22 protein-coding genes are annotated in these 23,255 nt (G+C 39.9%); 12 read left to right on the forward strand and 10 right to left on the reverse strand.

Annotated elements, in window-relative coordinates:
- Window positions 1-64: 64 nt before the first annotated feature.
- The 5 genes from glgB (at window position 65) to DX873_RS15085 (ending at window position 7,248) form a co-directional block, all read left to right on the forward strand.
- Window positions 65-1,960 (forward strand): 1,4-alpha-glucan branching protein GlgB, encoded by a 1,896-nt coding sequence (glgB, locus tag DX873_RS15065; RefSeq protein WP_116185476.1) that lies wholly within the window; start codon window positions 65-67, stop codon window positions 1,958-1,960.
- Between the two features lie 95 nt (window positions 1,961-2,055).
- The gene (locus DX873_RS15070) at window positions 2,056-4,455 is read left to right on the forward strand and encodes a glycoside hydrolase family 31 protein (RefSeq protein ID WP_116185331.1); all 2,400 of its coding nucleotides are present in this window, start codon (window positions 2,056-2,058) and stop codon (window positions 4,453-4,455) included.
- Between the two features lie 38 nt (window positions 4,456-4,493).
- Window positions 4,494-5,303 carry a M48 family metallopeptidase gene (locus DX873_RS15075; protein WP_116185332.1) on the forward strand — a complete coding sequence of 270 codons (810 nt, stop codon included), beginning with the start codon at window positions 4,494-4,496 and terminating at the stop codon, window positions 5,301-5,303.
- 109 nt (window positions 5,304-5,412) lie between these two features.
- Window positions 5,413-6,738, forward strand: coding sequence for an MFS transporter (locus DX873_RS15080; RefSeq protein ID WP_116185333.1), 1,326 nt, complete (start codon window positions 5,413-5,415; stop codon window positions 6,736-6,738).
- Between the two features lie 21 nt (window positions 6,739-6,759).
- Window positions 6,760-7,248: a nuclear transport factor 2 family protein gene (locus tag DX873_RS15085; protein ID WP_116185334.1), complete on the forward strand. Its 489-nt coding sequence runs from the start codon at window positions 6,760-6,762 to the stop codon at window positions 7,246-7,248.
- Between the two features lie 56 nt (window positions 7,249-7,304).
- Here DX873_RS15085 and DX873_RS15090 read toward each other — a convergent pair whose 3' ends face one another.
- From DX873_RS15090 to DX873_RS15105, 4 genes are read right to left on the reverse strand one after another with little or no spacing between them, the layout of a single operon-like run.
- Window positions 7,305-8,030, reverse strand: coding sequence for a head GIN domain-containing protein (locus DX873_RS15090; protein ID WP_116185335.1), 726 nt, complete (start codon window positions 8,028-8,030; stop codon window positions 7,305-7,307).
- A 36-nt stretch (window positions 8,031-8,066) separates the two neighbouring features.
- The gene (locus DX873_RS15095) at window positions 8,067-9,158 is read right to left on the reverse strand and encodes a DUF4097 family beta strand repeat-containing protein (protein WP_116185336.1); all 1,092 of its coding nucleotides are present in this window, start codon (window positions 9,156-9,158) and stop codon (window positions 8,067-8,069) included.
- Window positions 9,139-9,699, reverse strand: a complete 561-nt coding sequence (locus DX873_RS15100) for a hypothetical protein (RefSeq protein ID WP_116185337.1) — start codon at window positions 9,697-9,699, stop codon at window positions 9,139-9,141. Before DX873_RS15100 ends, DX873_RS15095 begins: the two co-directional genes overlap by 20 nt.
- Before the next feature lie 2 nt (window positions 9,700-9,701).
- Window positions 9,702-10,259, reverse strand: a complete 558-nt coding sequence (locus DX873_RS15105) for an RNA polymerase sigma factor (RefSeq protein ID WP_116185338.1) — start codon at window positions 10,257-10,259, stop codon at window positions 9,702-9,704.
- A gap of 219 nt (window positions 10,260-10,478) precedes the next feature.
- On the opposite strand from DX873_RS15105, the gene lon reads away from it, so the two are divergent.
- Entirely contained in the window at window positions 10,479-12,929 is a 2,451-nt protein-coding gene (lon, locus tag DX873_RS15110) for an endopeptidase La (protein ID WP_116185477.1), read from the forward strand.
- A gap of 85 nt (window positions 12,930-13,014) precedes the next feature.
- Here lon and DX873_RS15115 read toward each other — a convergent pair whose 3' ends face one another.
- Window positions 13,015-13,926, reverse strand: coding sequence for a PLP-dependent cysteine synthase family protein (locus DX873_RS15115; RefSeq protein ID WP_116185478.1), 912 nt, complete (start codon window positions 13,924-13,926; stop codon window positions 13,015-13,017).
- 259 nt (window positions 13,927-14,185) lie between these two features.
- On the opposite strand from DX873_RS15115, the gene cmk reads away from it, so the two are divergent.
- Window positions 14,186-14,878 (forward strand): (d)CMP kinase, encoded by a 693-nt coding sequence (gene cmk / locus DX873_RS15120; protein WP_116185339.1) that lies wholly within the window; start codon window positions 14,186-14,188, stop codon window positions 14,876-14,878.
- A gap of 46 nt (window positions 14,879-14,924) precedes the next feature.
- Here the strand turns inward: cmk and DX873_RS15125 are convergent, their stop codons facing one another.
- The 5 genes from DX873_RS15125 to DX873_RS15145 form a co-directional block, all read right to left on the reverse strand.
- Window positions 14,925-15,707 carry a GNAT family N-acetyltransferase gene (locus DX873_RS15125; RefSeq protein WP_116185340.1) on the reverse strand — a complete coding sequence of 261 codons (783 nt, stop codon included), beginning with the start codon at window positions 15,705-15,707 and terminating at the stop codon, window positions 14,925-14,927.
- A gap of 7 nt (window positions 15,708-15,714) precedes the next feature.
- Window positions 15,715-16,251, reverse strand: coding sequence for a TetR/AcrR family transcriptional regulator (locus tag DX873_RS15130; RefSeq protein WP_116185341.1), 537 nt, complete (start codon window positions 16,249-16,251; stop codon window positions 15,715-15,717).
- Window positions 16,252-16,460: 209 nt separating this feature from the next.
- Complete coding sequence (locus DX873_RS15135; protein ID WP_116185342.1) at window positions 16,461-17,228, reverse strand: toll/interleukin-1 receptor domain-containing protein; 768 nt, start codon at window positions 17,226-17,228, stop codon at window positions 16,461-16,463.
- Complete coding sequence (locus tag DX873_RS15140; protein ID WP_116185343.1) at window positions 17,218-17,682, reverse strand: DUF4760 domain-containing protein; 465 nt, start codon at window positions 17,680-17,682, stop codon at window positions 17,218-17,220. The genes DX873_RS15135 and DX873_RS15140 overlap by 11 nt, the downstream gene beginning before the upstream one ends.
- A gap of 145 nt (window positions 17,683-17,827) precedes the next feature.
- Entirely contained in the window at window positions 17,828-18,208 is a 381-nt protein-coding gene (locus DX873_RS15145; RefSeq protein WP_116185344.1) for a LysM peptidoglycan-binding domain-containing protein, read from the reverse strand.
- Between the two features lie 266 nt (window positions 18,209-18,474).
- On the opposite strand from DX873_RS15145, the gene rpsA reads away from it, so the two are divergent.
- From rpsA to DX873_RS15170, 5 genes are all read left to right on the forward strand, one after another.
- On the forward strand, window positions 18,475-20,343 hold the full coding sequence (gene rpsA / locus DX873_RS15150) for a 30S ribosomal protein S1 (protein ID WP_116185345.1): 1,869 nt from the start codon (window positions 18,475-18,477) through the stop codon (window positions 20,341-20,343).
- A 201-nt stretch (window positions 20,344-20,544) separates the two neighbouring features.
- Window positions 20,545-21,084: a bifunctional pyr operon transcriptional regulator/uracil phosphoribosyltransferase PyrR gene (pyrR, locus tag DX873_RS15155; RefSeq protein ID WP_116185346.1), complete on the forward strand. Its 540-nt coding sequence runs from the start codon at window positions 20,545-20,547 to the stop codon at window positions 21,082-21,084.
- 6 nt (window positions 21,085-21,090) lie between these two features.
- Entirely contained in the window at window positions 21,091-22,017 is a 927-nt protein-coding gene (locus DX873_RS15160; protein WP_116185347.1) for an aspartate carbamoyltransferase catalytic subunit, read from the forward strand.
- A 1-nt stretch (window position 22,018) separates the two neighbouring features.
- Window positions 22,019-22,351, forward strand: coding sequence for a ribonuclease Z (locus DX873_RS15165; RefSeq protein WP_116185348.1), 333 nt, complete (start codon window positions 22,019-22,021; stop codon window positions 22,349-22,351).
- The gene (locus DX873_RS15170; RefSeq protein ID WP_116185349.1) at window positions 22,348-23,253 is read left to right on the forward strand and encodes a ribonuclease Z; all 906 of its coding nucleotides are present in this window, start codon (window positions 22,348-22,350) and stop codon (window positions 23,251-23,253) included. The genes DX873_RS15165 and DX873_RS15170 overlap by 4 nt, the downstream gene beginning before the upstream one ends.
- Window positions 23,254-23,255: the final 2 nt, after the last annotated feature.

Below are 23,255 nucleotides of genomic sequence, written 5' to 3' on the forward strand. Positions count from 1 at the left end.
TAATGCGGTAAAGTCGGATTCTTGGACAAAGATGTGTAATATTGTAATTGATAAACCAACTGTAATGTCCAAGGTAGTCTCCCATAGTTTTTTCACTGAGTTTGACATCAATCTTTTTAAGTCGGGAAAGCATTTTCGACTTTATGATAAATTGGGCTCGCATTTGACAGTGGTAGATGGAATCAAAGGAACCTATTTTGCTGTTTGGGCTCCTTCGGCGAAATCGGTTTCTGTTATAGGGGATTTCAATTTTTGGAATGATGGGGAGCATCAACTTCAAGTTAGATGGGATGAGAGTGGAATTTGGGAAGGATTTATCCCAGGAGTTGACAAAGGCTCTAAATACAAGTACAAAATTCAATCGCACCACGATAATATTTGGACGGAAAAGGCCGATCCATTTGCCCGACTTTGTGAGCATCCTCCCAATACCGCCTCTGTGGTTTGGGAAGCCAGCTATAAATGGAAGGATGAAAAATGGATGCAAACCCGGGAAGAAAAAAATGGTTTGGATAAGCCTTATTCGGTATATGAGGTCCATTTGGGCTCCTGGAAGAAAAAGAATGGGTGGCAATACCTGTCTTACCTTGAATTGGCTGATGAATTGGTGGACTATGTGGACAAAATGGGATTCACCCACGTGGAGTTCATGCCCGTGATGGAATATCCGTATGATCCCTCATGGGGATACCAGCTTACCGGATATTTTGCACCTACATCCCGCTTTGGAAAACCGGAGGATTTTAAATTATTGGTAGATAAATTCCATGAAAGGGGGATAGGGGTCATTTTGGACTGGGTTCCGTCACATTTTCCCGAAGATGCCCATGGTCTTGGTTTTTTTGATGGCTCACACCTGTATGAACACCCGGACCGCAGAAAGGGCTATCATCCCGATTGGAAAAGCTTGATTTTCAATTATGGAAGAAATGAGGTAAGGGCTTTTCTCATTAGCAACGCCATTTTTTGGCTGGATCATTTTCATGTAGATGGGCTTAGAGTGGATGCAGTGGCTTCCATGCTATATTTAGATTACTCTAGGGAGGAAGGTGAATGGGAACCCAATATGTATGGAAATAACGAGAATTTGGAGGCCATGTCCTTCATTCGTGAGATGAACACCGAGGTATATGCCAGTTTTAAAGGCGTACAGACCATTGCTGAAGAATCAACCGCTTTTTCTGGAGTGACCAAGCCTGTGGACCTTGGAGGCCTTGGATTTGGAATGAAATGGATGATGGGGTGGATGCACGATACTCTGGAATTCTTCAAAAAAGAGCCGATATACCGATCTTATGATCTAAATGACATTACGTTTAGCATGACTTATGCCTTTACGGAGAATTTTATGCTTCCGTTTTCGCATGATGAGGTGGTCTATGGCAAACAATCTCTCCTGTATCGTATGCCGGGAGATGAATGGCAACGTTTTGCCAACCTTCGACTGTTATTTGGGTATATGTTCACCCATCCAGGTGGAAACTTGCTCTTTATGGGAGGTGAATTTGGACAATCATCAGAATGGAACTACCAACAGAGCCTAGATTGGGATTTGACCCAGTATGATTTCCATTCCGGAATTCAGAAGGTAATCCAGGATTTAAATAAAATATATAAGAGCAATCCGGCACTTTACGAAAAACAGTTTAGTCCTGAAGGTTTTCAATGGATAGAGCATAACGATAGTGAAAATACGGTCCTGACCTATATAAGAAAGGGGCATGATTCCAAAGATGATTTAATCATCGCCTGCAACTTTACACCTGTTCCTAGGGAAAACTATAGGGTGGGGGTTCCAAAAACCTCCCAGTTAAAATTGATTTTTAACAGCGACGATACCAAATATTCAGGTAGTGGCACAGGAAAGAAAACGGTAAAACCTGCAGCCAAACCCTGGAATGGCTTTGATCAATCCGTTGTCTTGACTCTACCTCCTTTGGGTGTAGCTATTTATAGATAAAATGAACACTAAAACGTTATAGTGGAGATGTTTTGAACATCTTTTTAATTTCTCACTCTAAAGTGTTTCTTTTGTTAGTTTCAACGAACTAGGGTATGATCACCAATACAGAGATAGCAAAAAGAGGAAACCAATATCCCAACCATATTGTAGACTTCAAACAGGAGAAAGACAAGTTCTTTTTTACCACCCAGAACGGGGTTATTTTAGAACTGACCATTCTACGGGATAGCGCCATAAGATTCAGGTATGCCACAGAACATGTTTTTGAACCTGATTTTTCCTATGCCATAAGTGATGATGTAAGCTTGGGGTATAACCAACTTTCTATACAGGATGAGGTCCCGGAATATATCATTACCACTTCCAAGGTCAAAATTCATATAGATAAAGCCAATCTTAAAGTTCATATAACGGATTTAGAAGGAACTGTCATCACTCAAGATGAACTTGGCTTCCATTGGGAGGAAAATTACAATTATGGCGGAAACAATGTGAAGATGAGTAAAGTTTGCCATTCCGGTGAAAGCTATTATGGAATGGGCGACAAAGCTTCGCATACCAACTTAAAAGGAAAGAGGGTAAACAATTGGGTAACGGATTCCTATGCCTATGGAAAGGATCAGGAACCCTTATATAAAGCAATTCCTTTCTATGTTGGACTTAAGGAGAATATAGCATATGGTATTTTCTTTGATAATTCCTTCAGTACCTATTTTGATTTTGCGAACGAGAAAAGAAATGTGACCAGTTTTTGGGCAGATGGAGGAGAAATGAACTATTATTTCTTTTATGGCCCTAAAATGAGTCAAGTGGTTGAGGCCTATACCGACCTTACAGGAGTTCCTGAGTTACCCCCGCTATGGGCTTTGGGCTTCCACCAATCCAAATGGAGTTATTTCCCTGAAAAAAAGGTCAAAAAAATTGCATCAACCTTTAGAAAGTTAAAAATTCCCTGCGATGCCATTTACTTGGATATCGACTATATGGAAGGCTTCCGATGCTTTACTTGGAACAATCAACACTTTCCCAATCCAAAAAAAATGATTGAGGAGCTGGAAGAAGATGGATTTAAGACCATCACCATGATCGATCCCGGAATTAAGATAGACAGGGATTATTGGGTTTATCAGCAAGCCATGGACAATGGTTTTTTCTGTAGAAGGGCGGACGGTCCCCATTTTAAGGGGAAAGTATGGCCTGGAGAATGTAAGTTTCCAGATTTCACCAATCCGGAGGTAAGAGAATGGTGGGCTGGATTGTACAAAGAGATGATAGAGGAAATGGGGGTTCATGGCGTATGGAATGACATGAACGAACCCGCCGTAATGGAAGTTCCAACAAAAACTGCCAATCTTGATGTTCGGCACGATTATGACGGACATCCTTGTAGCCATAGAAAGGCGCACAACATCTACGGCATGCAAATGGTAAGGGCTACCTACGAAGGGGTAAAGAAGTTTAGCTTTCCAAAAAGACCTTTTGTGCTGACCCGAGCGGCTTATTCCGGTGCCCAGCGCTATTGTGCCACGTGGACGGGGGACAATGTGGCCACATGGGAACATCTTTGGATTGCCAATGTGCAGATGCAACGCATGTGTATGAGTGGATACTCGTTTGTAGGTTCCGATATTGGTGGTTTTGCAGAACAGCCCAATGGTGAGTTGTTCGCTCGCTGGATTCAACTGGCAATTTTTCACCCATTTTGTAGGGTACATTCAAGTGGAGATCATGGCGACCAAGAACCCTGGTCCTTTGGCGATGAGATTACCGATATTGTTCGAAAGTATATTGAGCTCAGGTATCAACTGTTACCTTATTTGTACACAACCTTCTATAAATACATAAAAAATGGGATGCCCATGATTCAATCGTTGGTATTCTACGATCAAGAAGACCAACAGACCCATTTTAGAACGGATGAGTTCCTTTTTGGAGAACATTTGCTCGTATGTCCTGTACAAGAACCTAATTCCCAAGGTAGACGCATGTATTTTCCTAAAGGAAAATGGTATAGCTACTGGACTGATGAGGTAATCACCGGTGGAGTGGAAAAATGGGTAGCCGCACCTATTCATGTAATTCCGTTATACGTGAAGGAAGGAGCTATGGTTCCAAAATACCCGGTTCAGCAATATGTGGGCGAGTTGGACATCAAAGAGTTGGGAATTGATGTTTACTATAAAGAAGGAATTGAAAATTCTACTGTTTTTGAAGACCAACAGGATGGTTACGACTACAAAAAAGGAAGATTCAGTCTCAGAAGATTCAGGCTACGGGGCAAGAAGAAAGAATTGATTATCCAACAGTTTAAAGATGGTGATTTTATTACTTCATATAGCAAGTTCAAACTTACATTTCACGGATTGCCCTTTACAATTGGCAAGGTAGAATTGGACAATGAAGAAGTAAATCCAAAGGATATAAAACTCAATGGAAATAACTCGTTAGAGGTAAGCAAGGATTTTACCGAACTGCATATTTTCGGAACATAATTTTTCGTAATTTACCTTTACTAAACACTATTAACATGATGAAAAGATTAATTCTTACAGCGGCAGTATTTTTTGCTGTAGCTGCGTGCAAGACAAACCCGTTTACAGGGAAGAGCACACTAAATTTTTATCCGAATAGCCAGATATTTCCGATGGCATTTGCACAATATGACCAGTTTTTGAATGAAAACAAGGTCATTACCGGTACCTCAGAGGCTGAAATGATCACCAGGGTTGGACAGCGAATCGCTACCGCTGCAGAACGTTGGTTGGACGCCAATGGATATCCGGGTTATTTAAAGGATTATAAATGGGAGTACAACCTGGTCAACGACGAGACAGTAAACGCTTGGTGTATGCCAGGAGGTAAAATCGTTTTTTACACTGGAATTCTACCAATTGCTGAAAGCGAAACTGGAATTGCGGTTGTCATGGGCCATGAAGTGGCGCATGCCTTGGCAGACCATGGAGCTCAACGAATGAGCGCAGGAATGGTTCAACAAATAGGAGCTGTTGCCGGTAATGTGGCCATCAAAGACCCTGAAAAAAGAAACATGTTCAATCAAGCCTACGGCTTGGGTTCTACAGTAGGGGTGATGCTTCCTTTCAGTAGAAGCCATGAGACAGAGGCGGATAGAATTGGATTACAAATTATGGCCATCGCAGGTTATAACCCTGATGAGGCGGCCCATCTTTGGAGGAGAATGAAAGCAAAAGCTGGGGGGCAGGCACCTCCGGAATTTTTGAGTACCCACCCCTCCAATGACACAAGAATCAATAATCTAACGGCCTGGGCTCCGGCAGCAAAACAAGAAGCTGCTAAGTTTGGGGTAACGTCATTCAAATAAGATTGGACACCACTAAATAAGTAATGTCATTTCGGTTAAGAGGAGAACCACTTCCGAGTTAGGATTTTCTCCCTTGAAATCGAAATGACATTTTTTTTAAACAAATAGTATGGAAAGAGTTCTGGCAATTAAGGGAAGTAAAAAATTGTTGAATGCCTGGGCATTTTACGACTGGGCCAATTCGGTATACAGTTTGGTCATCTCTTCGGCAATCTTTCCAATATTTTATGGGGCCTTGTTTCGCGTAGCCGAAATTGAAAAGGTTACCATATTCGGGGGTGAAATAGCCAGAGCGCCCTTGATTAGTTATGTAACATCACTTGCATTTGTTTTTATCGCCATAATTACTCCTCTGGTTTCAGGTATTGCGGATTATCTTGGAAACAAAAAGGTTTTCCTTAAGTTCTTTTGCTATTTGGGTGCGCTCTCCTGCATCGGTCTTTATTGGTTTTCATTGGAACACATTTATTTTGGATTGATTTGCTATTTCTTTGGATTGGTAGGTTTTTGGGTAAGTTTTGCCATCAACAACTCCTATTTACCAGATATTGCCTTTCCGGAACAACAAGATAGTATAAGTGCCAAAGGATTCTCGTTGGGCTATGTTGGCAGCGTAATTTTGTTGGTTTTTAACCTTGCCATGGTAATGCAGCCTGATTTTTTCGGAATTACCGATAGTGGAGGGGAAGTGGCAGAAATTAAGGCCATGAAATACTCATTTATTTCAGTGGGGCTGTGGTGGATATTGTTCAGTCAATACACTTTTGCCAATCTGCCTCAGGGAAACAAAAGAGAAGGGGAGCGGACCAATATCATCCTTAATGGTTTTAAAGAGTTGGGAATTGTATGGAAGCAGCTGGGCGAGGAAACCAGGTTGAAGAGATATCTCGGAGCTTTTTTTGTGTACAGTATGGCCGTACAGACCATTATGCTCATTGCAACCTATTTTGGTGAAGAAGAAATTAATTGGGGAACGGATAGCGAGCGAACCACAGGCCTCATCATTAGTATTTTGGTAATTCAGATTGTGGCAATCTTTGGAGCTACCATGACAGCGAAGGCTTCAAAGACTTTTGGGAATATTAAAACCCTGGTAGTTATCAATGTTTTTTGGCTGGCGCTATGTATTTATGCCTATTTTCTGCAGACCCCAATGGATTTTTATATTGCAGCCGGTCTTGTGGGCATTGTTATGGGTGGAATTCAAGCCTTGTCCCGGTCCACCTATTCTAAGTTTTTACCTGAAACCACAGATACCGCGTCCTTTTTTAGTTTCTATGATGTTGCCGAAAAAATTGGAATTATCATAGGAACCTTTATGTATGGTGCGGTTGCCCAACTTACCGGAAGCATGCGAAACAGCACAATATTTTTGGGCATTTTCTTCTTGATGGGTGCATTATTACTATTAAGGGTGAATCGAAGAAAATCATAAATCAAAAACACTGCGGTCTGGATGAAAACAACAAGTTTGCTTGCCATTGTTTTATTCTCATGTACTATCGGATGCACAAACCCAAGTTACAAGATCAAGGAAACAGCGGAAGCCTATTATGAAGTATACAAGACCCGAAATGACTTTGATGAATTTCTTTCCTTTTATGCTGATGAAATCCTGCTGGAAGATTATATCAATGGTGATAGGATAGAAGGTAAACAAGCATTGAGGGAGTTTTTGGATTGGGGAAATCCAAATTACCATACACTGGAACCCTATGCATTGGAATTAAAAGAGTTGATTGTTGACAGAAACAAGGCAGTCGCAAAAGGATATTTTTCCAAGTTTCAGTGGGGTGAATATGAGTTTGGGCCAATGCAATTTGTAACCATTTTGACGTTCAATGAGAATGGTAAGATTGTGCGACATGAGGACTGGATTAATTATCCATCCAATTTAATAGACTACAACACAAGGATAAACTCCAACGATTGGATAGAAAAATAAGACCCTGTCCATTGGACAGGGTCTTAAAGTTTTTTGATTGGTGATAAACTCCTGGTTTATCCTCTGGATATATCTCCCGAACCTGAAGATTTACTTCTGATTTTATCTGGATTTCCCCTATAACTGATATCACCGGAACCAGATACCCGGGCATCAATGGATTGATTGGCCGTAACCTTGATATCTGCAGACCCTGAAACCGATGCTTTGACAAACTCCGCTTCCAGTCCATATGCTTTTACATCTCCAGAACCGGATACCTGAACATCAAAATCTGTTGTTTTTCCGGATAGGTTGATATCTCCAGAACCTGACAGTGAAGCTTCAACATGATCAGCTTCCACAGAAATGTCAATATCTCCGGAACCTGCTATTCTAGCGCTGAAATCATCGGATTTAAGTAATGTTTTTCCAATAATATCCCCAGAACCGGATAGGGAAACCGAGTTGATGTCTTCCACGGGGACCGTAATCAAGATACCTCTTCCCCAATTGGAAGGTCTTAGCTCAACGCCCTTTTCTCTTTTAATGATCAATTTACCGTCCTTGACTTCAGTCCTTATACGGTCCAAAAGATTGGATTCTCCTTTTAACGTGAGCTCGCCTTCCTTTCCGTCAACCAGTTCCACATCGAACCAACCAGCCAGTGCCACAGCGTCGTATTCTCCAACTGAACGCTCTATGGTGACTACATTGCCGTTTCCTTTAACTCTTCTTCCCCATTGGGCATTAACAATGGCTACCATGGATAGGGCCAGTCCTAGTGTGATAATTTTTTTCATGATTGTGTTTGATTTATTGTTTTTTGATATGATTTATTAATTGCGATCAAAGGTTACTCCACCATAATCACTGGTAATGGAAACTAGGTTCCCAGACCCAGGACTTCCGTGGTACCCTTTATAATATCTTTCATTGGATTTTTCCCTGCTAATATTGATTTCAAAGGCATCAATTCCATTTACCCTTGCGTACTCGGTGGAAATTTCAAAATCAAAATGGTATCCTATATCGTATCCAATTCGTATTCCGGTGTAATCACTTTGGATATCCATATCCCCTGCATCAGAAGACATTTCAGTAACCTTTAAAGATCCATAGTCCGAGGTCAGGTTTACATTACCATGCACTGTTCCCAGCTTAATACCGATATAGTCACCTTTTCCTTCCACGTTGTTTACTTCATTGACCTCAATGGAGCCATAGTCATTGGAAAATGCCAAGTTCTCCATTTGTTCGATTACCGAATTGGTGTAATCGGCCTTGATTTCCAGATTTCCCGCTTTCTCCACAGTAAATCCTGAATAATCGGCGGTTATTGTGCCACTGTTGATATACTCGAATGTAGACCTGGAGGTATAATCGAACTTTAGTTCGTTATTTCTTCCCCTGAGTTCTCCAATGTCCATTTTTCCGTAGTCACAGTTGATTTTTGCGTGGCCGTCTATACGGTCCAAATAAATATTCCCGTAATCGTTTTTAAGACTTACGCTGTTTTTTACCGGAAGCTTAATAACGTAGTTTACCTGCACGCTTACCCTTCTGCTCCTTCTCCAGCTCCAACCCCAACTGTTGCTTTTGTTTCCAAAAAGTGTTCGGGCAGAGACCAAACTTGAGCTATTTTCAAAAGCCACATCGATCTCATCGAGTCTTTCCTGCACTTTTTCCTCATTGTTTCCGTTGGCCTTTATCTGTACTTCTACAACCACTCTGTTTTCGTTCCAAGAAGTAATGTTTAGGTTTCCGTAGCTGTTCCTGACCTTGAAAAGGGCATCTGCATTCACATCAAACTCCTTTTTTATGGTTTTTTCCTTGGTATATTTTCCGCCTCCTTTGTATACGTTGGCGCAAACAAGAACCGGTACCAAGAACATAACCCAAAGGGTGCTTTTATATAGTAATGTTTTCATCATTGTACGAGTTTAAATTCTTAATATTTTCAATATTGGTCAATACTTCTTTTAAAAGGTCTATTCTGGTCTGGAAGTTGGTTATCATGGCGTTGAGGATTATTTTGCTATCAGCACCGTTGATAAGTTCTTCTTCCAGGTTTTTATAATTGGCTTCCAGTTTTTCAAGTTGTAGCAATGTATCGTCTACCAATTGTGCAGTCTCCGGGGATTTTTCTTCTCGGAGGAGTTGCACCTGTTCTTCGATTAAACTGGCGAAGTAAAATTCTGTTTGCGAAACTTCGGGGGCAATTTCCACTACTTGTTCCTTTATGCTTGGTCTGGAATTGAACACCTGAATACCGAGCATGGCTATAAGGGCAATGGAAGCAGCTATGGACAATGATTTCCACCATGCAGTTCGCTTCTTGTTCAAGGAAACAGTTCCTTGGGCCTGGTTTAGTTTTTCCAGGAATCGTTCCTGATGTCCTCTTGCAGGCTCCTCAAGGTCAAGTTTACCTTGAAGTCTTTCAAACAACCGATCAATGTTATCATTCTTCATAATCAAGCATTTATTGTCAATTTTTTTCTAAGACTCTCCTTAGCTCTGGAAATTGTGGTTCTACAATTGGCGTAGCTAATGTTCATAATCTCACTTATCTCTTGATAGTCATATCCTTCAACTAAATGTAAGGTCAAAGAAACTCTGTAATTGTCTTTCAAACTTTTCATGGTTTCCATCACTTTTTGAGCCTTCAGTTCTGTATAACCATTATGATCCGAAGCAACTCCATCATCATCTTCGACCTTGTACATTATGTCATCCAAATCCACAGCTCTTGTTTTTTGCTGTTTTTTGTAATGATAAATACTGTTGTTGATCACTATTCTCCTCAACCAGGCTCCAAAGGTGACGTCCCCTTTAAAAGTGTCCAGTTTGGTAAAGGCGCTCAAAAAAGACTCTTGCATTACATCTTCAGCTTCCGCTGAGTCTTTTACGATTCTAAAGGCTGTATTGTACATGGCCTTATAATACCTATTGTATATCTCCATTTGCGCGCTTGGTTTTCCTTGGAGGCACAATTTGAGCAGTGCATCAGTATGTTCATTTTGGTGGCTCAAAAAATGAATGGTTTGTCTTATAGATGGATGAATTTATTAATTGTTACACTTTTTTGGTAAAATTTGGATTTTAATGGCATGGGAATTGCCCTTTACTAGGTGACCATAGGTCAAAATAGCCATGAGAACTATTGATTTGTAAGATGTTAGGGGATTTATGGGTTTTGACGGTAATGGAAAAATTTTGTCAACTATGACAAAATGACTGAAACAGATGATATGGGAGAAATAAAAATTTCAAGTTTTGACAATATGTCCCTTCAAGGGTTGGATGAAGATGCCGAATTGATTCCTCTACTTACCCCGGAGGATGAAGAACAAATGAACAATGAGAGCCTACCGGAAGTACTCCCGGTATTGCCTTTAAGAAATACAGTACTTTTTCCAGGGGTGGTCATTCCGATTACGGCTGGAAGAGACAAATCCATTAACCTGATCAAGGATGCCAATAATGGATCCAAGACCATTGGGGTAGTCTCCCAAAAAGATGAAGAGACTGAAAATCCTGGGGTAGAGGATATCAATACCTTAGGTACGGTTGCACGCATACTTCGTGTACTGCAAATGCCGGATGGAAACACTACTGTGATCATTCAGGGGAAAAAACGCTTTCAAATTGACAGCATCATTGCGGAGAAACCTTACCTGACCGCTACTGTAAAGGAGGCCAAGGAAGAAAGACCTGAGGTGGATAGCGAAGAATTTGAGGCGATTATAGATTCCATCAAGGAGTTGGCCTATAAAATTATCAAGGACAACCCCAATATTCCCACGGAAGCCACATTTGCGATCAAGAACATTCAGAGCAACTCGTTTTTGATCAACTTTGTTTCTTCCAACCTTAATTTGAGTGTTGCCGAAAAACAACAACTTCTGGAAATTCCCAACCTTCAAGAACGCGCACTTGCTACGTTGAAGTACATGAATATGGAGCTTCAGAAGTTGGAGTTGAAAAATGACATCCAGTCTAAGGTGCGTAGTGATATGGATCAACAGCAGCGTGAGTATTTCCTGCACCAACAAATGAAGACCATCCAGGAGGAACTTGGTGGAATTTCCTATGAGGAGGAGATTGATGAAATGCAGGAAAAGGCCAAAAAGAAAAAATGGAGCAAAAAGGTAAAGCAGCACTTTGAGCGCGAGTTGGGAAAAATGCAACGCATGAACCCGCAAGTGGCCGAATATTCCATTCAAAGAAATTATCTGGATCTTATCTTGGATTTACCTTGGGATGAATATTCCAAGGACCAATTTGACCTTAAACGTGCACAGTCGATACTGGATAGGGACCACTATGGTCTTGAGGATGTGAAGCGAAGGATTATTGAATATCTGGCCGTGTTGAAGCTTAGAAACGATATGAAATCACCGATTCTTTGTTTGTATGGACCTCCAGGTGTGGGTAAAACATCATTGGGTAAGTCTGTGGCGGAAGCTTTAGGAAGAGAATATGTGCGTATGTCCTTGGGTGGGCTTCGTGATGAAGCTGAAATACGAGGGCACAGAAAAACCTACATTGGTGCTATGCCAGGGAGAATTGTCCAAAGTATCAAAAAAGCGGGAACTTCCAATCCTGTTTTTATCCTGGACGAAATAGACAAACTTTCCCATAGTCATCAAGGGGATCCTTCTTCTGCAATGTTGGAAGTTTTGGATCCCGAACAAAACAGTGAATTCTATGATAATTTCTTGGAAATGGGCTATGACCTTTCCAAAGTAATGTTCATAGCTACGGCCAATAGTCTGGCCACCATTCAACCTGCCCTAAGGGACAGAATGGAAATCATAAACGTTACCGGGTATACTATTGAAGAAAAGGTAGAGATTGCCAAGCGTCATTTGTTGCCCAAGCAATTGAAAGAACACGGACTTGGCAACAAAGATTTGAAAATTGGCAAGCGCCAACTGGAAAAAATTGTAGAAGGATACACCCGTGAATCCGGAGTTCGGGGATTGGAGAAGCAATTGGCCAAAATGGTCCGGTATGCTGCTAAATCCATTGCCATTGAAGAAGAGTACAATGTTACGGTAACCAATGAAGATGTTGAAAAAATCCTGGGTCCAGCAAGATTGGAAAGGGACAAGTATGAAAACAACGATGTGGCCGGTGTCGTTACAGGTTTGGCATGGACCAGTGTGGGCGGTGATATTCTATTTATAGAATCCATTTTGTCCAAAGGAAAAGGTATGCTGAATATTACCGGGAATTTGGGCAAAGTAATGAAGGAATCCGCTACGATAGCCATGGAGTATATCAAATCCAATGCAACGACGTTCGGAATTGATTCCAGTGTATTTGAAAAGTACAATGTGCATATCCATGTTCCCGAAGGAGCTACCCCAAAAGATGGCCCAAGTGCTGGAGTCACCATGTTGACCTCTCTGGTTTCGCTGTTTACCCAGAAAAAGGTGAAGAAGAGTTTGGCCATGACAGGTGAAATTACCCTAAGAGGTAAAGTATTACCGGTTGGAGGGATAAAAGAAAAAATACTGGCTGCCAAAAGGGCCAAGATAAAGGAGATTATTCTTTGTGAGGAAAACAGGAAGGATGTACAGGAAATCAAGGAAGATTACCTAAAAGGATTGACTTTTCACTATGTGAACGAGATGAGCGAGGTTATAGACATCGCTATCACTGATCGTAAAGTGAAAAATGCCAAAAAGCTGTAAAAGTAAAACGAGGTTTAGGGATTACGCCTAATGGTTTGAGCATGGTGCATGTAAGCATGCACCATGCTCCTTGTTAAATGCAGTTTTATTGATACAAATCGCCTTGTAGATATTTGATGCCCGTATCACAAACGACCGTTACAATTTTTTTCCCCTTTCCAATTTCTCTTGCGCGTTTTAATGCTGCCCAAACATTTGCACCTGACGTTGCTCCACCAAAAATCCCTTCTTTTTTCGCTAAGGCATTTGCTGTTTTATAGGCGTCTTCATCTTTTACCGATATTACTTCATCTATAAGGTCTTTGCGCAGAATAGAAGGAACAAAGGATAGTCCGATCCCTTCTAGTTTGTGGGTTCCACTTGTGTCTCCACCTGAAATGTTTCTAACATTGTAAGGTTCGATTCCAATTATTTTTATGGTTGGGATTTGTTCTTTTAATATTTCAGAATTTCCAGAAATACAACCACCCCCACCAACGGCCATTACAAATTCATCAATATCACTCCCAAGTTCATTCAATATTTCGTTTCCCATGGGATGATAACCAAGCTTATTATCGAGATTGTTGATTTGATTGACCCAAAAAGTATTCGGCTCTTTAATTATCTCCTTGGCTCTTGCAATCATCCTGTTGATTACATCGGCGGTTAGTATGCCATCTTTTGCAGGTATGATTTCTACCGTTGCTCCAAAGGCCCGCATCGTTTGTAATTTCTCTTCGGCAAATCCATTTGAAGAAACAAAGTGTGCCCTATATCCTTTCCTTGCACATACCATAGCCAATGAACTTCCCGTACTTCCTCCGGTATATTCTACTACGGTCATGCCCTTACTCAACTCTCCTCTTTTTTCAGCTCCTTCTATCATTGAAAGTGCCATTCGGTCCTTCATACTTCCAGTAAGATTAGCTCCTTCGAATTTGATATAGATATCAGCACTGTTTGAATCCGTAAGATTTTGAAGTTTAATTAATGGTGTATTTCCGATTCCTTTCATGATAAGTTTCTTTTCAATGACATACAACGACTATGATTTGATGACTCGTTTTAAATGAATTATATCGTCCGGATAAATGAAGTTCCAGAAATTAATTCGAAAAATCTCGTGAGAATTGATGGATAAGGGTTCTGGATCAATACTTTTCAATTCTCAAACCCAAGCAGATTGTCCTTTTGAAGAATTTCCCCGATTGACCAGACGAACTATAGTGGTGTTTTTTTGAAATCTTTTATTCGCTTCTCCTTATTTTTGCCCCATGCAAAAAATCACCATTGCCATAGATGGGTTTTCCTCCACGGGAAAAAGCACCATTGCCAAACGATTGGCTTCCGCCCTTGGCTATATTTACGTGGATACCGGGGCTATGTACCGTGCAGTGACCCTATTTGCAATCAATGAGGATTTTATAGGCGAAAATGAAGATATTCCTGGTTTGCTTCGGTGTTTGAACCAAATTCAACTCAAGTTCGTTCCCAACAAGGAATTGGATAGATCGGAGATGTACTTGAACGGGGAAAATGTGGAGGCCGAAATCCGGACTATGAAGGTTTCCGAGCAGGTAAGCAAGATTGCAACCATTGCAGAAGTGAGGGAGTTGCTAGTGGATATGCAGCAAAAAATGGGAAAAGAAAAGGGACTGGTTATGGATGGAAGGGATATAGGCACGGTGGTCTTTCCAGATGCCGAGCTGAAGATATTTATGACCGCTTCACCTGATGCAAGGGCCACACGACGATATAAGGAATTGTTGGAAAGGGGAGAAGAAGTTACTTATGAAGAAGTGCTTAAAAATGTCCAAGAACGTGATAGAATAGATTCTACCCGTGAAGTTTCCCCATTAAAAAAGGCTGAAGACGCCATAGAGTTTGACAACAGCGATATGGGCCTTGAGGAGCAGTTTGAACGGATTCACAATCTTGCCCAAAGGGTCATCGACTCAAAAGAATAGCCTGTTTTCCTCCTTGTGGGAACCAACAGATATCTAATTATCTTCTTTAAAAATTTATATCAAAAATGATATTTGAACAGTAGAAACCTGATCTTTCAATTGCTTTTTGCGAAGCAACATTGTCCAATGTCGTTGAACAAATCGGTTTTCTGCCAGCTCGTAGAACCCTATTTACCTGCAGCTGCATAATCTTGGTTGCAATTCCCTTACCTTGAAAATCACGGTTTACAATAATTCCCAGGTCTGCAAACTCAGGTTGGGAATCACTCATTCTGCATTCGCTTGTTGCAATAAGGACGTCCGATTGTTTAAGTACGAAAATTTCTTTTCGCGTGACAAGGTTTTCAGTATACCCGAAAGTGTCGTCCATACCGACTTGTTCTTTTAAGAATACTTTTATTTCTGGAATATCATCACTAGTGGCCAACTTAATCTTCAATTCCGGATCTACTGCTACCTTATTATTTAAATGCTCAAAACAAAAGGTATTTGGTTTAATGGATTTTGAATGAAATAAACAAGCGTTAAAAGCCTTTGGCTCATTAGAACTTAAACTAGCCGAATTGATCAATCCAGATGAGATCAGTTCTTTAATTGTTTTATTCATCAGAAGCAGATGTTCTTTTTTGAGAAACAATTGTATCAAACATCCTGCTTGGTTGATGCAACAATACCCTAAAGTGTTGTTTTTACCCTCAATAAGATAATGTTGAGAGGAACTGATGTAAAGTTGTTCCCACATGGCATCAATTGGCGCGGTCAACGATGAATATAGCTGAGACCTAAGGTCATTAATAACTTCTGTAATAGCTGTTTTTGCAAATTTCATCACTATGTTATGCGTATTTTTTCATTATCTGTTCTTTAATCTCTTTTAGCGGGAAATCTTTATAAATCCCTAAATAGCTCAGTGCGATTCCATCCAGTTCCGCAATAAACAGATGACTTTTGACCAAAGCGTTTTCGGCATCGATTTTATCGAATATCTCCTTCGTCTTTTCCAAAATGAAAGATGAACGCTCTTTGATCAGGTCATCTAATATTTCCCGGGTACTGGGCTGTACGATCATATTCAGATTAAACTGGAAGAACAGTTTATCTGCTTCAAGTTGAGAAAAGAAGGATTCCAACAGTTCAACCAGTTGCTCGTTTGGGGATTTATTTTTCTTATCAAATGAGTTTATCTCAACGATAAGGTTTGTGGTTCTTAAAAAAATCTCTCGCAACAACCCATCTTTTGATTTAAAGTGATGGGAAATCAGTCCTTTGGAAACATTGGCCTTTTCGCATACTACGGAGAGCGGCGTATTTTCATACCCTTTTTCCGAGAATAGTTTTGTTGCTATTTCAATAAGTTGTTCCCTTTTGTCCATAAAAACTGTTCTTTTGAGTAAAACTGAACGCACGTGCAGTCAGTGCAAATGTAAAAATTTTTATTAACCTACAAGAGGAATGCCTCGTATAAAGACCACGAGTAAGCAAAGACTTTTTAGGTAACAGGAAGAATAGCTTCTGCTATAGTTTTACTATGAAGCCATTGATGAGGTTGTTCTGCTGAGTGGTTTGTTTTTGGTTTGTGCTTTTACTTAAGTAATTTCTTAGTTTGTCTTACTAGATTAACGTATAATTCTTCTTTTTCTGAATATTCCATCTTAATAACAGGATTACTTGGCGGATTCATGGCCTGGTATTGATTTAAGTTAGGGAATTCCTCAAATAGGCAGGGTTCCAGAATAACAATTAAAATAGTTGCCCCATCTTTTTCTGCAGCTTGTAATAATGGAGGAAGCTCATCTGTCGAAATGAATTCAGAACCTAGGAAATCTGTGCTCAACAATAAGATTGCAACTTTGGTCTGATCAATAGCATTCCTTATTTCCGTTTTCCATTTTGCGCCGGGTTGAATGTTTTCGTCATGCCAAAAATCTATTTCTTTTAAGAATGGTTTAAAATGTCTTTTAATATCATTTAGATAACTTTTGTTTAGATGACTGTAGCTTACAAAAACTTTATTTCTCATATGGGAGGATTCTCTTGCATTTGTATTTTTTGCTATCTTAGGTAAGATGCTCATTTCTTGATTTAGATAGAATAGAAGCTTTTCAGTTTTGATTTCAATAGCACAACCGGGATTGGGCTCCCCATTGTGAGCATCATTTCTGTGATCTTGAAGATTTTTACTAACTATTTGATTTAATTCATCCAAAAAAATTGCTTTAAACTCAGCAGAATACAAACTTGAAAGCCTATTTTTTATCTTATCGACTTCATTGATTACCTCATCTTCTCTTCCCATTTGCCATTCATAAAAATCTTTGGCCTCTGCTCTAATTATTTCTTCATTTGTCATTAAAATCTTTTTTTAGCTTTTCTATCATAGTTTGAAATTCAATATATAATTTCTTGTTTCCAGTATCATTTCTTCGATAATCAATAAAAGGTTTCCATTGTTCGAATACTTTTATAAAGTAGGTTTTTGAGGTTCGGGCTATATAATTGATATCTAATATTCCCATATTCACTGAAGTCGATAGGTTTTCAAAAATCCCAAGTAAATCTCTGATTTTTAGCACAATCTGTGATTTGCTGGTAAATATTTCTTCCACATCCAAAGAACTTAGTTCTTTATTACCAATCTCCTTTTTCAATTCATTGTTACTAAGTTTGAATTTTTCCCTCGCATCTAGAACTACCTTCATTGTTAGTTCCAATTTTTTCTTTTTATTCACTTTGTGAAGAAATACTAATATTAGAATGCAAAATGTTACTAGTATAATTAAAAGTATAATCAGTATAGTTTCCATGGTTACGCTTAAACCTTTTGCTTAAAGGAAAGGACAGCAACTTTTTAACGGGTTATATCCTACGATAAGTGAAGTTCGGGAAAATTATGCTAAAACAAAAAGGCCACCTTTAAAGGCGGCCTTTTTAAATCTTTATTTTGCTTTTTTACAAATTCGGAATCACCAAAACCTGATCGGGGTGAATCAAATCTGGATTGTCCAGAATATTGGTGTTGGCAGCAAAAATCTGCTTGTACTTCATGGGGTCGCCGTAGTAATGCTTTGCAATTTTGCTCAATGACTCTCCACTTTTTACGGTATGTCTATGGTATACAGAGTCATCAGAAACTGTAATATTGGCCTTAATATCCGAAGGACTGCTGCCACCTATCTCTTTGATTTTGTCCCAGATAACGTTTTTTTCATATTGTGTTCCGGCTTCACCTTTTATTTTTAGTACACCGCCTTCTTCGCTTACATCACCGTTTTTTATCTGTAGTTCCTGACCTAGGTCCAACACGGCTTGGTATTTTGCTTTTACGCTCATAATAGTCTTTAATTTTAATGGTTAATATTAAGAAACAAGATATGCATAAAAGTCACATTTTGATTCAAATTTTCTTTAATTATTCAGTGCTTTTGTTTTGATAGTGGGAAGGGTTTGTAAAACAAGGAATTAATTGTATTTTTGCACACCTTTTCAACGATATAACAGGAGGAAAAGGAAATAGAAACAAAATTTTAGTATTAATCGCTTCTGCAACAATCGTTTACTCCTGTGTAAATTTGCAGAATACAAGTAAACATCAGCAAATGGCTGAAGAAAAAAAAGCAGCTGAGGTAGCAGAAGTTACCGAAGCAACACAAGAAGCTAACGAAACTACTGCCCAAGTTAGCGAAACTCCAAAAGAGGAAACCCCAAAACAAGACCCACAGGAATTTTTAGAAAGCTTTGACTGGGTCAAGTACGAAGAGGGTATCGAGAAAGTTGAGGACAGCAAGTTGAGCGAGTTCGAAAAACTTGTTGAAGAGAACTTTGTGGATACCGCAGATGAAGAGGTAGTTGAAGGAAAAGTGGTCCACATGACCGATCGTGAAGCTATCATTGATATCAACGCAAAGTCTGAAGGAGTAATTTCCCTTAATGAGTTCCGCTACAACCCTGACCTTAAAGTTGGGGACAAAGTTGAAGTGCTTATTGATATTCGTGAGGATAAGACAGGACAACTGGTACTATCACACAGAAAAGCAAGGACCATCAAGGCTTGGGATAGAGTAAATGATGCCCACGATAAGGAAGAAATAGTTACCGGTTTTGTAAAATGCAGAACCAAAGGAGGTATGATCGTAGATGTTTTTGGAATTGAAGCGTTCTTGCCAGGTTCACAAATTGATGTGAAACCAATCCGTGATTACGATCAATATGTTGGAAAGACCATGGAATTCAAAGTGGTTAAGATCAACCATGAGTTCAAGAACGTGGTTGTTTCCCACAAAGCACTTATTGAGGCTGATATTGAAGAGCAGAAGAAAGAAATCATCGGTCAGTTGGAAAAAGGCCAGGTATTGGAAGGTGTTGTAAAGAACATTACTTCTTACGGTGTCTTCATCGACCTTGGAGGAGTAGATGGATTGATCCATATTACCGACCTTTCTTGGAGCAGGATCAACCACCCCAACGAAGTGGTGGAGCTTGACCAGAAATTGAACGTGGTTATCCTTGATTTCGATGATAACAAATCAAGAATACAACTTGGACTTAAGCAGTTGGAGAAACATCCATGGGATGCCCTTGGAGATGATATCAAAGTTGGAGACAAAGTAAAAGGTAAAGTAGTTGTAATTGCAGATTACGGTGCCTTTATTGAAGTAGCCGATGGTGTAGAAGGATTGATTCACGTATCCGAAATGTCATGGTCTACCCACTTACGTTCCGCACAAGACTTTGTAAATGTTGGAGATGAAGTGGAAGCCGTTGTATTGACCTTGGATAGAGAAGACCGTAAAATGTCTTTGGGTATCAAGCAATTGACTCCAGACCCATGGACCGATATTACGTCTAAGTACCCCGTTGGTTCAAGACATAAAGGAATCGTTAGAAACTTTACCAACTTCGGTGTATTTGTTGAAATGGAAGAAGGAATCGATGGATTGATCTATATCTCTGACCTTTCTTGGACCAAGAAGATAAAGCACCCATCTGAGTTTGTTACCGTTGGTGACACTTTGGAAGTTGAGGTTTTGGAATTGGATGTTGAAGGTCGTAAGTTGAGCTTGGGCCACAAACAAACTACTGAAAACCCTTGGGACAAATATGCTGAGGAGTTTGCAGAAGGCACGGTTCACAAAGCGGCTATCGCAGAAGTGGTAGACAAAGGAGCTACAATTAACTTCAACGAGGATATTGTTGGGTTTGTTCCTTCTAGACACATGGAAAAAGAAGACGGTAAAAAGCTTGTTAAAGGCGAGGAGACCGAATTCAAGATCATCGAGTTCAATAAAGATTTCAAGCGTGTTGTGGCAAGTCATACCGCAATCTTTAGAGAGCAAGAAGAGAGAAATGTACGCTCTGCCAAGAAAAGGTCTTCATCTTCAGATGAAGCAGCACCTACTTTGGGAGATGCCAATGCGCAACTACAAGCGTTGAAAGATAAGATGGAAGCTGATTCTAAAAAGAAGTAATCAGATAATTCTTTGAGAATAGGAGCCCCGCTGGTAACAGTGGGGCTTTTTTATTATTTCAGGTATTGTCATTGCAATCATTTGAGATCAAGGGATTTTACCCATAATTGGATATCGGGATATTTCCTTAGATTATAGGAGAGACCTTAAATTGAACGGAAATGTCTATTTTTGTGTGGTTAAAGGCACTTTAGTCAAAACATGAGCCAAAGAGTACTTCTTACTTCAAAGGAAATCAACATTATACTGCATCGGCTGGCCTGTCAACTTTTGGAAAACCACCTGGATTTTAGCAACACAGCTTTAATAGGACTGCAACCCAGGGGAATATTTTTAGCAGAACGTTTGACCAAGATTTTGAAAGATGAATATAAGGTGAAGGATATTGCCCTAGGTTCGTTGGACATTACCTTTTTTAGGGACGATTTTGGAAGAGGAGATAAGATCCTAAAGGCCAACTCAACCAAAATGGACTTTTTGGTGGAAGACAAAAAAGTAGTTTTTATTGATGATGTCCTTTATACCGGAAGAAGTATCAGAGCAGCATTAACGGCCATTCAATCATTTGGAAGACCTTTAAGCATTGAACTGTTAACGCTTATTGACCGAAGGTTCAGCAGACATTTGCCCATTCAACCCAACTATAGAGGTAGGCAAGTAGACGCGATCAATGATGAAAAAGTAAAGGTGATGTGGCAGGAGAACGATGGCAAGGACATGGTATATTTAGTCAGTAAATAAAAGAATATGAGTGAATTGAGTGTAAACCATCTATTGGGAATAAAATATCTGAACCAAAAAGATATAGCACTCATTTTTGAAACTGCAGACCATTTTAAGGAGGTTATCAATAGATCTATTAAAAAGGTCCCCACCCTCAGGGATATTACCATAGCCAATATCTTTTTTGAAAACAGTACCCGTACCAAGCTCTCTTTTGAATTGGCCGAAAAAAGATTGTCCGCTGATGTCATCAATTTTTCTGCCTCTCAATCCTCAGTAAAAAAAGGGGAAACATTGATAGATACCGTCAATAATATCCTTTCCATGAAAGTGGATATGGTGGTTATGCGGCATCCCAATCCTGGCGCGGGCATCTTTTTATCAAAACATGTAAAAGCTTCTATTGTAAATGCAGGAGATGGTGCCCATGAGCATCCAACCCAAGCTTTGCTTGATTCCTATTCAATAAGAGAAAGACTTGGAGACGTAGGAGGAAAGAACGTGGTAATTGTTGGAGATATTCTGCATTCACGGGTTGCCCTTTCTAATATTTTCGCACTCAAATTACAAGGAGCCAATGTCATGGTATGTGGGCCCAAGACACTCATTCCAAAACATATTGAATCTTTAGGGGTAACCGTTGAAACCGATTTGCGGAAGGCCCTGGAGTGGTGCGATGTGGCCAATATGCTTCGGGTACAACACGAACGGATGGATATCAGCTACTTTCCATCCACCAGGGAATATGCCCAACAATTTGGTATTAACAAGGCGGTGTTGGACAATTTGGACAAACAAATTGTTATCATGCACCCGGGCCCTATCAATCGCGGAGTGGAAATTACCAGCGATGTTGCAGATTCCAATCAATCTATTATCTTAGACCAAGTAGAAAACGGTGTGGCCATACGCATGGCCGTACTGTATTTATTGGCCGCTAAAATTAAGTAAGATGATTTTCAATAAAGAAGGAACAACCACCATTGTTTTCCAGGAAAAGACTTCTCTTGCCACCTTCTTGGAAAATTTGAACAAAGCGTATCCCAAAATAAAGCACGACAACATCATTGTAAACCTTTTTTCCTTTCAAAAGCTAACTTCAGGGGATGTGCTGGAGTTTTTGAATATTTCCAATACACACAGAGGTTCAAACAAATCTTTTGTCTTGGTTACTTCCAAAGTTTCCTATGATGAAGTGCCGGATGAAATAACTGTGGTGCCGAGCATTCAAGAAGCCAAGGATATTATTGAAATGGAAGAAATTGAACGCGATTTAGGGATATGAAGTTGACTATCCTGGGGTGTTACTCGGCTACGCCTAGAACATTTACAAACCCAACCTCACAAGTTCTGGAAATACGCAATCATCTTTTTTTGATTGATTGCGGCGAAGGAACCCAAGTACAACTTCGAAAATACAAGGTCAAGTTTACCAGGATCAAACATATCTTTATCTCCCACCTTCATGGGGATCATTTTTTTGGACTTCCAGGACTCATTTCTACCTTCCGTTTGTTGGGGAGAGAATCCGAATTGCATATTTATGGCCCCAAAGGCATTAAAGAAGCTGTTACCCTATTCCTTAAACTGGGCGATTCATGGACCAATTATCCGCTCATTTTTCATGAGTTGAATTCTAAGGAATCTGAACTCATCTTTGAAGATGAAAAGGTAAGTGTGTACACGGTTCCCTTGAGACATAGAATCTATACCAACGGATTTCTTTTTAAGGAAAAACCTTTGCCCAGGACATTGAACGTTGAGATGGTTGCCAAACATAAGATTGATAGAAATCAGTTTGGGACCATAAAAAATGGAGCAGATGGAATTACCCAAGAAGGTGTAGTGGTACCCAACTTGGAGCTCACCACGGACCCACCTAAGGCCAAAAGCTATGCTTTTTGTAGTGATACCGCCTATAATGAAGCCATAGTGCCCATAATCAAGAAGACCGACATTCTATATCACGAGTCCACTTTTTTGGAGACAGAATCCAATCTTTGTGAAAAAACAAAACACTCCACGGCCAAACAAGCTGGAGAAATAGCCGAAAAAGCTGAGGTAGGCCAACTGATTTTGGGACATTACTCGTCTCGTTATAAATCATTGGATTTGTTCAAGGAAGAAGCCATGCAAGTTTTTCCGAAAGTGGAACTGGCCGAAGATGGAAAATCCTTTGAGTTCTAGAA

This window comes from Flagellimonas nanhaiensis, from assembly GCF_003382275.1.
Taxonomy (GTDB): Bacteria; Bacteroidota; Bacteroidia; order Flavobacteriales; family Flavobacteriaceae; genus Flagellimonas; species Flagellimonas nanhaiensis.